This window comes from Pseudomonas sp. HMSC057H01 (assembly GCF_001836405.1).
Classification (GTDB): Bacteria; Pseudomonadota; Gammaproteobacteria; order Pseudomonadales; family Pseudomonadaceae; genus Pseudomonas; species Pseudomonas aeruginosa.
On sequence record NZ_KV828512.1, the window covers coordinates 198,508 to 213,062 of the forward strand.

The following is a 14,555-nucleotide window of genomic DNA, read 5'->3' on the forward strand; positions in this document are numbered from 1 at the left end:
TGCCGTCGCTGCTGCGAGCGGGGCCTCGTCCACCTGGCTGGTCTGGCGCAGGCGTGGGACAGGTCGGGCCGAAGCACCCTCCCAGGCCCTGGCCGAGAACTCGGGCGCATAGGCAGGGAAACGCATCGGTAACGATGAGCCGGACGTAGTGCGCAGGAACCCGGAAGGGAATGCGACATCAGATTTTTCTGTTTGGCAACGTCCGCGGCTGCTTCATGTGTTGGCCGAACAAGAATGACCATCGGCAAGCCCGCGACGTTGTTCTGCGTCTGTCCTTCAGACCGACTCGACGGTGACCCAGTAACGCGTCAGGTAGCGCACGCGCACCGGCAGCGACTTGCCCAGGTTCTGCAGGACCGCGTCGATCCGGTCCAGGCGGTAGGCGCCGGAAAGGCGCAGCTCCGCCACCTCGGCGGCGCAGCGCAACACCCCGGTGCGATAGCGGGACAGCTCGGCGATGAACTCGCCCAGCGGCCAGTCCACCACCGTCAGCACGCCCTGCGTCCAACTGCCTTCGCCTTCGCGCAAGGGCGTCGACGAGTAGCCGCGTCGCTCGTCGAAGAGAGCCTGCTGGCCGGCTGGCAGGCGCATCGGCCGGGTCGGCGTTTGCAACGGGCGTAGCTCCACTGCATGGCTGAGGACGCAAACGCGCGTGCGCGGCCCCTCGCAACGCACGCTGAAACGGGTTCCCAGCGCGCGCACGCTGCCTTGTGCGGTGTGCACGAGGAACGGGCGAGCGCTCTGCGCGCTTTCCACGAGGATCTCGCCCCGCCACAGGTACGCCTGGCGCAGGCTTTCGTCGTAGGCCAGGTCCAGCGCGGTGGCGCTGCTCAGGTCGACCCGGGTACCGTCCGCCAGGCGCAGTTGGCGGCGTTCGCCGACGCCCGTGCGCTCCCCGGCGAGGAGCGCACGGTAAGGCAGGCCGCCGCTCGCCAGCCAGCCGCTACCCGCGGCGCAGGCCAGCAGGGCGAGCGTCTTGAGCAGCGCTCGGCGCCGCGCACGCACGCCTGCCAGCGTGTGCAAGGAGGTCTCCGCCGGCAGCGCCGCCCATTGGCCCTGCAAGCGCTCGATACGCTCCCAGGCCCGACGGTGTCGCGGGTCGGCCTCCAGCCATTCGCGCCAGGCCTGGCGCTCGCCATCGTTCGGCGGTTCCGCGCCGAAGCGCACGTACCAGGTGGCGGCGGCCTCCAGCACCTCGATCTCCAGTTCCATGGTCAGTCCTTGCAGAGCAACAGGCAGCGGGTCATGGCGCGAACCATGTGGTTCTCCACGGTGGTCATCGAGACGCCCAGGCGCTCGCCGGCCGACCTGTAGGTAAGCCCTTCGAGCTGTACCGCGAGGAACACCTGGCGGGTACGCTCGCCCATGCCGTCGAGGGCGAGGTCGATGGCAGTCAGGGTCTCCAGGATCGACAGTCGCGTTTGCGCTGGAATGTCCAGCGGCTCCGGCCGCGCGGCCAGGCTGTCCAGATAGGCCTGCTCGGTGGCGCAGCGGCGGAAGCTGTCGCTCATCAGCGCCCGGACGCTCGCGCTCAGATAGCAGCGCGGTTCGCGGAGGGCCTCGGCGCTACGCGAGGCGAACACGCGCACGAAGGTGCCGTGGGCGAAATCGGCGGCATCCTGGGCATTGCCCAGGCACAGGCGAAGCCATTGCCGGAGCCGGCTTCCATGCTCGACGCGGGGTTTGCCTATCGAGGCCGTCGGGCACGCTGGCCGTTCTTCTTGCGGTGGATGGGGGCTGGCGGGAGGGAGCATGGCAGTTCACGACACTTATGATAATGAGTCTCATTCTATTTACGCCCGAAGCGGAACTGCAACTGCGCATGCGATCGCCCGGCAGCGCCACCGTTCGGCGCCCAGCACGGCTCGAAACGCCCGCAGGTCTAGACTTCCACGGTCGCCCCCGCCCATGGAGACCCAGCCATGATCAGCAAGAACACCATCTGCCTCTGGTACGACAGTGCCGCCCTGGAGGCCGCGACCTTCTACGCCGAGACATTTCCTGACAGCGCCGTGCTGGCTGTCCATCGTGCGCCCGGCGACTACCCTTCCGGCAAGGAGGGTGACGTGCTGACGGTGGAGTTCCGGGTGATGGGCATTCCCTGCCTCGGCCTCAACGGCGGCCCGGCCTTCCGCCACAGCGAAGCGTTCTCCTTCCAGGTCGCCACCGACGACCAGGCCGAGACCGACCGCCTGTGGAACGCCATCGTCGACAATGGCGGCGAGGAAAGCGCCTGCGGCTGGTGCCGCGACAAATGGGGCATCTCCTGGCAGATCACCCCGCGCGTTCTCAGCGAAGCCATCGCCAGCCCCGACCGCGCGGCGGCCAGGCGCGCCTTCGAGGCGATGATGACGATGGGCAGGATCGATATCGCCACCATAGAGAAGGCCTTCAAGGGCTGAGCGCCCCAACGCCTTGCAGAGGAGTACCGAAATGGATCGATTCACCGGCGGCTGCCTCTGCGGCAAGGTCCGCCTGGTGGCGAGCGGCCAGCCCTATCGGGTCGGCCTCTGCCACTGCCTCGACTGCCGCAAGCACCACGGCGCGTTGTTCCACGCTTCGGCGATCTTCCCCGAGGAGGCGGTGAGCATCGAGGGCGAGACCCGCGACTACGCCGGGCGTTTCTTCTGTCCGCAGTGCGGCTCGTCGGTGTTCTCGCGCAGCGCCGACGAGATCGAGGTCAGCCTCGGCGCCCTCGACGCTCCCGACCAGTTCCAGCCCACCTACGAACTCTGGACCATCCGCCGCGAGGGCTGGTTGCCGGCGTTTCCGCTGGCACGGCACTATGAAAGGGATCGCGAAGGCGACGGCCGTAGCGAAGAGTGACGTTATTCCGCCAGGAGAAGGGAGGCAGCATGGACGAACTGTTCGAAGAGCACCTGGAGATCGCCAAGGCGCTGTTCGCCCAGCGCTTGCCGTACTGGTGCGATGTCTTTCTGCGCCCGGCCGACCGGGCTTTCAACGCCTACCTGAATGCCCGCGGCCAGGCCTCCACCTACCTGGTGCTCGAAGGCTTCGATCCGGTCTATATTCCTCGCGGCTGCGACCTCGACGCCGTGCGCGCGACCGCCAGGGCCAGGGCGCGACTGAGAGAAGCGGGGCTGGGCGAAGACGCGCTGCCCGTACTGCTCTGAGCGCAGGCCGCCAGTATCGCGGAAGCATCTGCTGGCAATTCCTCCCACCGCACTGTCCGCCAACGGAAGGCTACATGAACGCCCACCCCTACCTGCTCCGTCTCGCCGCCGGCCTGGCGCTGCTCCTGCCGGCCGCCTGCACGTCCCCTGCCCCGCCAGCACCGAACCTGACCGAGCTGTTCGCCGACGCCCTGCACTGCCGCGGCGACTTCCCCGACGCCCGCGCCCGCGCAACCGCCGAGCGCCTGCGCGCCGAGGGCGTCGAAGTGCTGGATCGCGCGCCCGGCGAGACCCTCGACCTGCTCTACCGCTTCGCCACCCCGCTGCGCATCGACGGCAGCCTGGTGAACGCGGTGCGGGTACGCGGCGACAGCGGCGTGCTGGTGATGGCCTACGCCGAGGGCGACCTCGAAGACTTCGCCCGGCGCCAGGGCGCGACGCCGCACCCGGCGGAACGCGCCGCGCTGGATGGTTTCGGCGAGCTGGAGGTGCTCTACAGCCGGCCGCTGTCGCCGCGTCCCGGCCTCGACGAAAGCCCGCCGCGCCTGGTGATCGGGCGCGGGATCGAGGCGGCGGCGCAGGCGTTCCGCTGGGGCTGCCGGAGCTACGACGGTTGAGCAGGCGCTCCGCCAAGCCTGGCACCCGGAACTCGTAGCGGTTTTCGTCGCCTCCGGCGAGGTCAGGGTTGGAGACATGGCCCTCGGGGCAATATGCTGTGGCCACGACACACGCTGTGAGCGACTATCGATGCCAGGGACTGCACTGTTCGAAAAGCCACGCTGGTTGCGCGACCTCCTGCGCTTCCTGCCCCTCAAGAGTCAATTCGTCCTCTCCGGGAACATCCGCGACCTGCAAGCCTGTGAAGTGGTGCCGGGTACGGTCACCGCGCAGAGCTTCAACCAGACCCTCTGCGACGCCCTGCTGGACGCCGGCTACACCCAGGTGCTGGCCTGGGATCCGCTGGCCGGGTTCCGCGTGCTCGGCCGGCCGGGCAGCGAGGCGGGCGCCACTCCGCAGGTGCTTCTCGACCTCGGCCTAACCCCGGTGGACGGCGCCGCGCCGGCCGGCACCGACCTGCTCGGCGCAACCCTGCAACGCCTGGTCAACCGTAGCGGCGAGCCGATCGCCCTGATCGTCGACTTCGCCTCGCGCCTGGCGGTGCGCAACGACGCCCTGAGCGCCGCCGAGCATCAGTTGTTCACCCAGGCCCTGGTGCTCTCCCACCAGGCCCGCAGCCGTCCCGCCGGGGAACAGCGCAAACCGTTCTTCAACAGCGTGCTGTGGGTGGTGGAAAAGGAAGGCGACCTGCCCGACTGGCTGCTGGTGGACAACCCGCGCCTGCGCCATATCCCGGTGTCGAAGCCCGACCAGCCGGCGCGCCGGGCCCTGGCCCCGGCGCTGCTCCGCGGGCTCGGCGGCGCGGGCGTCGCCGAGGAGGCCCTGCAACAGGCCGCCGCAACCTTCGTCGAGAACACCGAAGGCCTGCTGCTCCTCGATCTCAACGCCATCGTCCAACTGGCGCGCGTGGAAGGCCTGGCCATGGAACGCATCGCCGACGCCGTGCGCCGCTACAAGGTCGGCGTCACCGAAGACCCCTGGCTGAAGATCGACCGCCAGCGCATCCGCCAGGCCGACGAGATCGTCCGCCGCCGGGTCAAGGGCCAGCAGCACGCGGTGACCCACATGCTGGACATCGTCAAGCGCGCGATGACCGGGGTCGGCGCCAGCCGCAAGGGCAACCGCCCGCGCGGCGTGGCCTTCCTCGCCGGGCCCACCGGGGTCGGCAAGACCGAGCTGGCGAAGACCGTCACCAGCCTGCTGTTCGGCGACGAGAGCGCCTACATCCGCTTCGACATGTCCGAGTTCAGCGCCGAGCATGCCGACCAGCGCCTGATCGGCGCGCCGCCCGGCTACGTCGGCTACGACGTCGGCGGCGAACTGACCAACGCGATCCGCGAAAAACCCTTCAGCGTGGTGCTCTTCGACGAGATCGAGAAAGCCCACCCCCGGATCCTCGACAAGTTCCTGCAGATCCTCGACGACGGCGTGCTCACCTCCGGGCGCGGCGATCGCGTGTACTTCTCCGAGGCGCTGATCGTGTTCACCTCGAACCTGGGCATCTACCGCCAGGGGGAGAACGGCGAACGGGTCGCCAACGTGCTCCCCGGCGAATCCTTCGAGGCGGTGCAGGGCAAGGTCCACGGCGAGATCGAGCGCTACTTCAAGCTGGTTCTCAACCGCCCGGAAATCCTCAACCGGATCGGCGAGAACATCATCGTCTTCGACTTCATCCGCGCCGACGTCGCCGAGCAGATCTTCACCCAGATGGTCGACGGCACCTTCGCTGACCTCCGCGAGCAGCGCCTCGTCATCGAGCTGGCCGAAGCGCCGCGCCAGGCGCTGCACGACCTCTGCCTGGGCGACCTGTCCAACGGCGGCCGCGGCATCCGCAACCAGCTCGAAGCGCGCCTGCTCAACCCGTTGTCGCGAGCACTGTTCGACCAGGACGCGCAGCCGGGCGAGCGCTTCCTGATCAGCGCCCTGGACGCCGACGGCCTGACCCTGGAACGCCGCTGAGATGGAACTGAGCCTGTCGCGGGTGCATTTCCCGGTGACCACCCTGGGCCCGGGACGGCGCCTGGGCATCTGGTTCCAGGGCTGTAGCATCCGCTGCCCCGGCTGCATCTCCGCCGATACCTGGGGGCCGGGACGGCAGCGCATCGCCCTGGCACGCCTGCTCGCCGACATCCAGCCATGGCTGGAGCAGGCCGAGGGCATCACCGTCTCCGGCGGCGAACCCTTCGAGCAGTTCGCTGCCCTCCTCGCCCTGCTCGGCGAACTGCGCCAGCGCAGCCGCGCCGACATCCTGGTCTACAGCGGCTACCCGCTGGAGCATCTGCACGTGCAACTGGAACAGGCCGCCGGGCTGATCGACGCGCTGATCAGCGACCCCTACCAACAGCACGCCGAACAGAGCCTGGCCCTGCGCGGCAGCGACAACCAGCGCCTGAGCCTGCTCACCGAACTCGGCCGCGCGCGCCTCGGCGGCTACCAGCGGCCACTGCGCGAAGACGACAAGGCCCTCGACCTGATGTTCGACCACGACGGCAGCGTGTGGATGGCCGGCATCCCGCGCCGCGACGACCTGCTGCGGCTACAGGACCTGCTGCGCGACCAGGGCCACCAACTTAGCGTCAGCGCCCATCGGCCGCGCTGAATGGATCGATACCGATGATACGTTTCTGCCCCAACTGCCAGAGCGAACGCTCGCTTTCGGAAATTTTCTGCGAAGGCTCGATCCAGGGCCAGCCCTGCGGCTGGGACCTTTCCGCCGAAGCCATCCATCCCGCCGGCTGGCGACCGCAACCGGTGCTGACCCAGGAAGCCATCGCGCCACCCGCCAGCGAGCCGCCAGCGGCGTCCGCCCCGCTCTGCGCCAACGGCCACCCGCTGCAACCCGGCGACCTGATGTGCCTGGAGTGCGGCGCCGCGCCGGCCGAAGGCCCGCTGCCGATGCAGGCCGAGGCCACGCCGCAGCCCGCCGTCACGGAAACCCTGATCGACGGCTGGCGCCTGCTGCGGCAGATCGTCAGCAGCGACGGCGTGCGCGAGCGCTACCTGGCCGAACATGCGGAAAGGGCCCGTCAGGCGGTGCTCACCCTGTATCGCCCGGGCGCCGAGCCGGACCCGGCGATCTACGACGTGATCCGCCGCCTGCCGCGCGAACACGTGCCGGAAATCCTCGCCAGCGGCCGCTGGGACGAGCGCGCCTACGAAGTGGTCGAGGAACTCACCGGCGGCAGCCTCGCCGAGCTCGGCACCGTGCTGGAGGACCGCGAGGCGGTGCGCCACGTGGTCCGCGAGCTGGGCCACGCCCTGCACGTGTTCAACGAAGCCGGCCTGCGCCACCGCGACCTGCGCCCGGCCAGCCTGCTGGTGCGCAGCCACGAGCCACTGGACCTGGTGATCAGCGGCTTCGGCTCGGCCCGCCTGTCGGAGTTCGACCTGGATATCGTCTCGCCGCTGGAGACCAGCCGCTACATGGCCCCCGAGGCGATCGCCGGCGGCGTGGCGGCGGCTTCCGACTGGTGGAGCCTGGGCATGATCCTGCTGGAGCAGTTGACCCGCGGCGCCTGCTTCGAAGGGGTCAACGCCAACGCCTTCCTGATCCACGTACTGGCCAACGGCGTGGCGCTGCCCGACGACCTCGACCCGCAGTTGCACCTGCTGCTGCGCGGCCTGCTTGCACGCGACCGCCACCAGCGCTGGCAGTGGCCGCAGGTACAGGCCTGGCTGAACGGCGAGGCGGTGGACGCGCCGGCCTCGGCGGACAGCGAAAAGGACGACGCCGAAGGCGCCAGCATCGCCCTCGGCGCCCGGCGCTTCCGCAAGCCGACGGTCTTCGCCCTGGCCGCGGCCCAGGCCGAGCACTGGGCGGAGGCCCTCGACCACCTGCTGCGCGGGGCGATCGTCACCTGGGCCGAGCACATCGGCCTGTCGCCCAGGCTGCTCGCCGGCCTGCGCCAGGTGGCCCAGCACGAGGGGCTGGAGGACGACTTCCGGCTGATGCTGGCGCTCAAGCTGCTGAACCCGGAAATCCCGCTGATCCAGCGCGGCGAGATCGTCACCCCCGGCTGGCTGCTGGAGCATCCGCTGGAGGGCCACCGGCTGATCAGCGGCTCGGTGCCCGACCTGCTCGAACAGTTGCACACCGAAAGCTGGCTGTCGCGGCTCAAGACCCGCGCCGAGAACGTCCGCCAGCGTGCCCTGCACCAGCACATCGAACTCGCAGAAGAACAGTTGCGCATCTACCTGCTGTCGACCTCGCGGGCGCGCCTCGCCGCGCAGTGGCAGGAGCGCCAGCGCCTCCTGCCGGACACCGAGCACCCCGGCCTGCTGGCCCTGGCCGAGCGCCGGGTGATCGCCGAGGAAGACCTGATCGTCCTGCTCAGCGCCAACATCGGCCAGTTCCGTGCCGCCGAGGCGATCGTCGAGGAAGCCACCGGCCTGGCCCGCGACGCCGATGTGCACCTGTTCGACGCGGAGACCGCGCGCGGCCTGTTGCAGCACTCGCGGCAGGAGTTGTACCGCCGCGTCGACGAACGCATCAGCGGCTTCGCCCGCAGCGGCGTGCCCAGGGTCGACGAATGGGCCGAGCAGTTCCGCCTGGAGCGGCGCATGCCGTTGGCGAGGGTCCTGGTGCTGCTGGCGATCCCGCCGGAACAGTGGCTGGAACCGCAGAAGCAGCAGTACGTGTCGCAGATCCTCGATTTCTTCGAGAAGAAAGTGGTCGCCGCAGTGATGCGCGGGCCGCTGGTGCGCATGAGCATCGGCAAGAGCACTCCACGCATCGACCTCAACGAACTGGATAGCGCGCGACGCCCCGCCGCCGCTCTGCTCGACCACCTGCTGCAACGCAACGCCCGCGCGGTGAGCCTCGACCCGGACAGCTTCCTCGCCAACCCGCAACTGGAAGTGCGGCTCAACGCGCTGTCCCGGCAAAGCTCGCTGTACAAGCGCGACACCGGCATCGACGGCCTCTACCTGGGCTTCCCCTTCCTGCTCAACCGCGACCCGCGCGGCACCACCCGCACGCGCATCGTGCCGCTGCTACTGTGGCCGCTGAAGCTGCAACTGGAAGTCGGCAGCCGCGGCCAGGTGGCGCTGGCCTTCGACGGCGAACGCGAGGAAGTGCGCCTCAACCCGGCCCTGGAAAGCCTGCTCGGCCCCGAGCCGTGCAAGCGCTGGCGCAAGGTCGCCGACGAATTGCTCGGCCGCTCCGCGCTGCGCGCCGCCGACGTGATGGATGCCTTCGGCCTGCTCGCCACCCCGCGTGCGCGGGTGCTGGAAGGATTGCCGCCGAGTTCCACCGAGGTCACGCCCTACCAGGACCAACTGGCCTGCGCCGCGGTGCTGTTCCACGTCACCTTCATGGGCCAGGCGATCGGCGAGGACCTGCGCCAGCTGAAGAGCCTGCCGCCCTCCGGCACCGGCCTGGAGACCGCGCTGCGCCTGCGCGAGAACGACGAGCCGGAAGCCCGCGAGAGCCCGCCGGAGTTGCAGCGCTACTTCACCGTGGCCAGCGACCCGTCCCAGGAGGCCGCCGTGCTGCAGGCCCGGCAGAGCCCGGGGCTGCTGGTGGAGGGCCCGCCCGGCACCGGCAAGAGCCAGACCATCGTCAACATGGTCGCCGACGCCATCGGCCGCCAGCGCAGCCTGCTGATCGTCTGCCAGAAGCACGCCGCCCTGGAAGTGGTGCACAAGCGCCTGGTGGCCGAGGGCCTGGGCCAGCGCATCGTCATGCTCAACGACGTCAACCGCGACCGCGAACCGGTGATCCGCAACATCCGCGAGCAGCTCGAAGCGCTGTTCGCCGACGCCGGCGGCGCCCAGGGCTGGGAGCGCCAGCGCGAGCGCCTGGCGGCGCGTATCGAGGCGCTGGAAGGCGAACTGGACCGCTACCACCAGAGCCTGCACCGCGTGGACGAGGCCACCGGGCTGAGCTACCGGCGCCTGCTCGGCGAACTGATCGAGCTGGAGAAAGGCTCGCCGCCGCTGGACTTCCCGGCCCTGCGCCAGCGCCTGGCGGCGCTGGACATCGGCAGCCTGGCGCGCCTGGAGGAAAACTGCGCGCCGCTGGTCCGCCTCTGGCTACCGGCCCGCTACGAAGGCAGCCCGCTGGCGCAACTGCGCGCCTTCGCCACCGATCAGGCCACCCTGCAAGCCTTCGCCGACAGCCTGCGCGCCTTCGGCGAAGCGGAGAACGCCCGGCAGAAAGCCCTCGACGAACACCCGGCGAGCTTCGAGGTCGACGACCCGACGCCCTACCGCGCCTGGCTGGCAAGCCAGGTCGGTACCCTGCTGAATTTGCGCGAGGAGCAGCGCCAGCGCCTGGCCCACTGGCTGCCGCTGTTCCGCGACGCCACGCCAGGGCAGCCGAGCCGTGGCGACGGCCTGTTGGCGGAGGCCGAGCAGATCGAACGGCAACTGCGCCAGCTCGACCTCGAACGGCATGCGCCGCTGCTGTCGCCGGCCCTCGCCATGCTCGAAGAGAACAACCTCGAACGCTTCCAGGCCCACGCCCGCCAGGTGCTCGAGGCACGCACCTGGCTGGCTCGGCTCAACCCGCTGCGCCTGCTGCGGCGCGGCCGCCTGCGGCGCTTCCTGCGCGAGCACGGCGAGGCCGACGACGACAGCCGCCTGGCCGCCCTCCTCGGCGCCTGCGACCTGGAGCGCCAGTGGCGGCCGCTGCGCCGGCAACTGGCGGCGCTGCAACAGAGCCTGGGGCTGGCGACAGTCGCCACCGATGCCGGTCCGGAACTGACCGGCCTGGCCGGCCACGCCAGCCAGCAGCTGCGCGAGATCCAGACCCTGGCTCGTGGCCTGGCCCAAGCGCCGCGCGCCGAGCAGCTCGACGCGGTGATCCTCACCGGCGAGAAACAGCGCTTCGAAGCACTGCTCGGCGACCTCGACGCCGCGCTGATCCGCCAGGCCGCACGCCAGCTCAGCCTGGACAAACTGAAGGTGCTCGCCGACTGGCTCGGCGACGAACTGCTGGAACAGCTGCACCGCGCCATCGCCGGCAACCAGAGCAACCTGCCGGCCCTCGGCCGCCTGCGCGAGGCGCTACCGCAACTGGTCGCCTACCAGCGCTTCCGTGGCCGCGCCGGCCAGCTCGAAGCCGCCGAGCTGGAATTCCTGGCCCTGCTGCGCCAGCGCCAGGAACGACTCGACGCGATTCCCGCCGAAGCACTCGAAGCCACGGTGCGCCGCATGCTCAATCGCGAAGCGCGGCTGGGCTGGAAGCAGCGCCTGGAACAAGACAATCCGGAACTGCTGTTCAGCCAGGACGAAGCCAGGGCCAGGGTCGCCAGCCTCGCCGAAGCCGATGTGCAGATGCGCGCGCTGAACCGCGAACTGCTCGGCAAGGGCATCGACGCCGCGCGCCTGGGCAGCCGCAAGCAATGGGAAGACGTCACCCGCCTGACCGGCAAGCGCTCGCGGCGCCTGCGCGAGTTCATCGAGCTGGGCGCCGAACTCGGCCTGATGAGCCTGCGCCCGGTCTGGCTGATGAACCCCGACCTGGCCAGCCGCGTGCTGCCGCTCAAGGCCGGGCTGTTCGACATGGTGATCTACGACGAAGCCTCGCAGATGCCGGTGGAGTTCGCCCTGCCGACCCTCTATCGCGGGCGGGTCACGGTGGTCAGCGGCGACGAGAAGCAGATGCCGCCGACCGCGTTCTTCTCCAGCCGCGTGGAAAGCGACGAGGCCGAACTTTTCGACGGCGAAGCGCCCGACGAGGACGCCGACGAGGAGCAGCGCGAAGCCTACGAGGACACCTGGAACCGCCGCGAGATCAAGGACTGCCCGGACCTCCTGCAACTGGCGCGCAACGCCCTGCCCAGCACCACCCTGCAGATCCACTACCGCTCGGCCTACCGCGAGCTGATCGGCTTCTCCAACGCCTCGTTCTACGGCAACCGCCTGAGCGTGCCGGTACGCCATCCGCAGGCCAACATCCTGCGCATCAAGCCGCTGGAACTGATCCAGGTGAACGGCCTGTACCAGAACCAGAGCAACGAGCGCGAGGCCGAGCGAGTCGTCGACTACCTCGCCGAACTCTGGCGCCAACCCTACGCGGCGCGGCCGTCGGTGGGCGTGGTCACCTTCAACCGCAAGCAGGCCGACCTCATCGAGGAGCGCCTGGAACTGCGCGCCGAGCAGGACGAGACGTTCCGCGCCGCCTACAGCGAGGAGCGCGAGCGCAGCGAAGACGGCGAGGACATGGGCGTGTTCGTGAAGAACGTGGAGAACGTGCAGGGCGACGAGCGCGACGTGATCGTCTTCTCCTCCACCTTCGGCCGCAACGGCCAGGGCAGCTTCCGGCGCAACTTCGGCGTGCTCGGGCAGACCGGCGGCGAGCGCCGCCTCAACGTGGCGGTGACCCGCGCGCGGCGCAAGGTGGTGATGATCACCTCGATGCCGATCGGCGACATCTCCGACATGCTCGGCACCCAGCGCTCGCCGAGCAGCCCGCGCGACTACCTGCAAGGCTACCTGGAATACGCCCGCGCACTGTCCGCCGGCGAATTCGCCGGCACCGGCCAGCTGCTCGAGCGCCTGCAAACCGACCGCAGCGACCAGCGCCGCCAGCACTACCAGCGGCACGACGGCTTCAGCGAGATCGTCGGCGAGTATATCCGCTCGCTGGGCTGGTCCGCCGCGCCCGCCAGCGAAGGCGACGCCTTCGGCCTCGACTTCGCCATCGAGAACCCGGCCACCGGCCTTTACGCCATCGGCATCGAATGCGACGCCCCCTGCCACCCGCTGCTGGAACGCGCCCGCGCCCGGGAAATCTGGCGCCCCTCGGTGCTGCGGCGGGCGATCCCGTACCTCCACCGGGTTTCCTCCCAGGGCTGGTACCACGACGGCGACAACGAACGCGCACGGCTGCGCGCCGCCATCGAGAAGGCCCTGGCGCCCAGCGCGGAAACCCATCCCACGGCAGCAGCGGAGGCCTCCCAATGAGCGGACCGAAAGTCGTACGAATCGTCACCCGGGAAGAAGCCATCGCCACCTGCGAGCGCGACCTGCAACGCCTGGACAAGGCCCTCGCGCGCTGGGAAAACCAGGCCAGCCGGCTCGCCCAGCTCAGCGACGCCGAGCGCGCCGCCGCCCACGCCCGCCGCGCCAGCCTGCACGCCCTGCTCGAAGAGGAACGCTGGCTGGATGTGCAATTGCAGGTGAAGATCGAAAGCGAATTCCTCAAGCGCGACCTCGCCGAACGCGAAGAGCGCGCCATTCGCCAGGCTGCGGAAACGCGCCAGCGACACCGCCGCCTCCAGGAAAACGCCAGCGCCCTGCTCCAGGCCCTCGACGCCAGGCCCGATGCCGCCAGCGCGGCACTCCGGCAAACCCTGCAAGCGCTGGCCGACGGCGCCCTCCGCGACGACGCGGAAGCCCTGCTCGCCCAAGGCTTCGCCGCCCTCGCCAGCGCCCCCGCCGAGGAACGCCTCAGCGCAGCCCAGCACGAACTCGCCCAGCGCCTGAAGACCGACGAAACGCCCATCACCCTGGAACAGTGGCGCGCCCGCCAGCAACAGGACGCCCCGCGCGAACAGCGCCTGGCGCGCATCGACCGGCACATCGCCGAACTGCAACTGCTGCAAGGCGAGGCCAGCGCCCAAGCGTTCCTCGAGCGACTGGCCCGCGCCGAAGCCGAACAGCGCCCGGAGCGCCGCAACCTGCTGCTCGACAGCCTGGTTCTCGACCTCGCCCAGGCCGCCCGCGAACACCAGCAGCAACGCCAGCGCCTGGAACACCTGCAAGACCTCGCCAGCGAAGTCGCCGCCCTGGGCGCCGCCGAACACGCCGAACTGCTCCAGCGCGCCGCCGCCTGCCAGCCCGACAGCGATCCGCAGCAACTCGCCGAACTCACCGAACGATGCAACGCCATCCTCACCGCCCACCTCCAGCAACAGGCCGCCCTCGCCCGCCGCCAGGCCGTGCTCCAGGGCCTCGCCAGCCTCGGCTACGAAGTCCGCGAAGGCATGGCCACCGCCTGGGCGCAGACCGGCAGGGTCGTCCTGCGCAAACCCGCCACCCCCGGCTACGGCCTGGAAGTCGGCGGCAAGGCCGTCAACGGCCGCCTGCAACTACGCGCCGTCGCCCTCAACGCCAACCGCGACAGCCAGCGCGACCGCGACATCGAAACCCTCTGGTGCGGCGAATTCCAACGCCTCCAGGCCCTGCTCGCCGCCCAGGGCGGCGAACTCAGCGTGGAACGCGCGCTGGGAGTGGGAGAAGTGGCGTTGAAGGAGATTGGCGAGGAGGAGCAGCGGGAGATGGGGGTGGCGCGGCAGAGGGGGTTGTGAAGGGGCCGGCTGGCGCCTCGGCGAGGCATTCGATCCGGGCAGTCCTGATCCGAATGGAACAGCACCTGCTGTGGCTTGCCGCGCTGTTCGTAGGCCATTGTCCAGGGCCTTGATCACCAGCTCGGCATCCGGCTTGATCGAGAACGCCCAGCCGATCACCCGCCGTGTCTGCAGATCCAGCATCGCCGCCAGGTAATGCCAGCGGCCTTGCGCCCAGATGTAGGTGATGTCGCCACTCCACACCTGATTGGGATGCTCGGTCGCGAACTCGCGGTTCAGCCGATTTGGGATATCCGGCCGCTCAACATGGCCTGTCTATAGGCGTGCGAGCCCGGTTGCTTGCTGACCAAGCCCAGCTCACGCATCAACCGACGCACTCGGAAACGGCCAATGGTCACGCCCTCTTCGCGCAGCATGCCCAGGATGCTGCGACTGCCAGCCGAGCCCCGACTCTGGTAGAACAACTGGTTGAGCTGGCTGCGTAGCGCCACGCGGCGCGCATCGACCCGACGACGTCGAAGACGGTGGACGTAGTAGCAAGACCGCG

The 14,555-nt window shown here is 69.7% G+C and carries 10 protein-coding genes and 1 pseudogene; 8 read left to right on the forward strand and 3 right to left on the reverse strand.

The window, feature by feature from the left end; genetic code table 11:
* Positions 1-276: 276 nt before the first annotated feature.
* A complete protein-coding gene (locus HMPREF2581_RS25660; protein WP_016254227.1) occupies positions 277-1,212 on the reverse strand; it encodes a FecR domain-containing protein in 936 nt (311 codons plus the stop codon).
* Between the two features lie 2 nt (positions 1,213-1,214).
* On the reverse strand, positions 1,215-1,754 hold the full coding sequence (locus HMPREF2581_RS25665; RefSeq protein ID WP_003131039.1) for a sigma-70 family RNA polymerase sigma factor: 540 nt from the start codon (positions 1,752-1,754) through the stop codon (positions 1,215-1,217).
* Between the two features lie 168 nt (positions 1,755-1,922).
* Between HMPREF2581_RS25665 and HMPREF2581_RS25670 the strand changes: the two genes are divergently transcribed.
* From HMPREF2581_RS25670 to HMPREF2581_RS25705, 8 genes are all read left to right on the forward strand, one after another.
* Positions 1,923-2,402 carry a VOC family protein gene (locus HMPREF2581_RS25670; protein ID WP_003090600.1) on the forward strand — a complete coding sequence of 160 codons (480 nt, stop codon included), beginning with the start codon at positions 1,923-1,925 and terminating at the stop codon, positions 2,400-2,402.
* A gap of 31 nt (positions 2,403-2,433) precedes the next feature.
* The gene (locus HMPREF2581_RS25675) at positions 2,434-2,826 is read left to right on the forward strand and encodes a GFA family protein (protein WP_003090602.1); all 393 of its coding nucleotides are present in this window, start codon (positions 2,434-2,436) and stop codon (positions 2,824-2,826) included.
* Between the two features lie 29 nt (positions 2,827-2,855).
* Positions 2,856-3,134: a hypothetical protein gene (locus tag HMPREF2581_RS25680; RefSeq protein ID WP_003090604.1), complete on the forward strand. Its 279-nt coding sequence runs from the start codon at positions 2,856-2,858 to the stop codon at positions 3,132-3,134.
* Positions 3,135-3,208: 74 nt separating this feature from the next.
* On the forward strand, positions 3,209-3,751 hold the full coding sequence (locus HMPREF2581_RS25685; RefSeq protein ID WP_003138859.1) for a hypothetical protein: 543 nt from the start codon (positions 3,209-3,211) through the stop codon (positions 3,749-3,751).
* A 76-nt stretch (positions 3,752-3,827) separates the two neighbouring features.
* Positions 3,828-5,711 carry an AAA family ATPase gene (locus tag HMPREF2581_RS25690; RefSeq protein ID WP_003138858.1) on the forward strand — a complete coding sequence of 628 codons (1,884 nt, stop codon included), beginning with the start codon at positions 3,828-3,830 and terminating at the stop codon, positions 5,709-5,711.
* Position 5,712: 1 nt separating this feature from the next.
* On the forward strand, positions 5,713-6,351 hold the full coding sequence (locus HMPREF2581_RS25695) for a 4Fe-4S single cluster domain-containing protein (RefSeq protein ID WP_003138856.1): 639 nt from the start codon (positions 5,713-5,715) through the stop codon (positions 6,349-6,351).
* Positions 6,352-6,365: 14 nt separating this feature from the next.
* Complete coding sequence (locus HMPREF2581_RS25700; RefSeq protein ID WP_003138853.1) at positions 6,366-12,662, forward strand: AAA domain-containing protein; 6,297 nt, start codon at positions 6,366-6,368, stop codon at positions 12,660-12,662.
* The gene (locus HMPREF2581_RS25705) at positions 12,659-14,008 is read left to right on the forward strand and encodes a coiled-coil domain-containing protein (protein ID WP_003138852.1); all 1,350 of its coding nucleotides are present in this window, start codon (positions 12,659-12,661) and stop codon (positions 14,006-14,008) included. The genes HMPREF2581_RS25700 and HMPREF2581_RS25705 overlap by 4 nt, the downstream gene beginning before the upstream one ends.
* A 44-nt stretch (positions 14,009-14,052) precedes the next feature.
* On the opposite strand, the pseudogene HMPREF2581_RS33660 reads toward HMPREF2581_RS25705, so the two are convergent.
* Positions 14,053-14,555: pseudogene (locus HMPREF2581_RS33660) on the reverse strand (IS3 family transposase); the annotation flags it as partial.

Bases quoted from the DNA above. Each gene is read 5' to 3' on its own strand.
- HMPREF2581_RS25660 (WP_016254227.1), bottom strand. From the start codon at position 1,212: ATGGAACTGGAGATCGAGGTGCTGGAGGCCGCCGCCACCTGGTACGTG.
- HMPREF2581_RS25665 (WP_003131039.1), bottom strand. From the start codon at position 1,754: ATGCTCCCTCCCGCCAGCCCCCATCCACCGCAAGAAGAACGGCCAGCG.
- HMPREF2581_RS25670 (WP_003090600.1), top strand. From the start codon at position 1,923: ATGATCAGCAAGAACACCATCTGCCTCTGGTACGACAGTGCCGCCCTG.
- HMPREF2581_RS25675 (WP_003090602.1), top strand. From the start codon at position 2,434: ATGGATCGATTCACCGGCGGCTGCCTCTGCGGCAAGGTCCGCCTGGTG.
- HMPREF2581_RS25680 (WP_003090604.1), top strand. From the start codon at position 2,856: ATGGACGAACTGTTCGAAGAGCACCTGGAGATCGCCAAGGCGCTGTTC.
- HMPREF2581_RS25685 (WP_003138859.1), top strand. From the start codon at position 3,209: ATGAACGCCCACCCCTACCTGCTCCGTCTCGCCGCCGGCCTGGCGCTG.
- HMPREF2581_RS25690 (WP_003138858.1), top strand. From the start codon at position 3,828: ATGGCCCTCGGGGCAATATGCTGTGGCCACGACACACGCTGTGAGCGA.
- HMPREF2581_RS25695 (WP_003138856.1), top strand. From the start codon at position 5,713: ATGGAACTGAGCCTGTCGCGGGTGCATTTCCCGGTGACCACCCTGGGC.
- HMPREF2581_RS25700 (WP_003138853.1), top strand. From the start codon at position 6,366: ATGATACGTTTCTGCCCCAACTGCCAGAGCGAACGCTCGCTTTCGGAA.
- HMPREF2581_RS25705 (WP_003138852.1), top strand. From the start codon at position 12,659: ATGAGCGGACCGAAAGTCGTACGAATCGTCACCCGGGAAGAAGCCATC.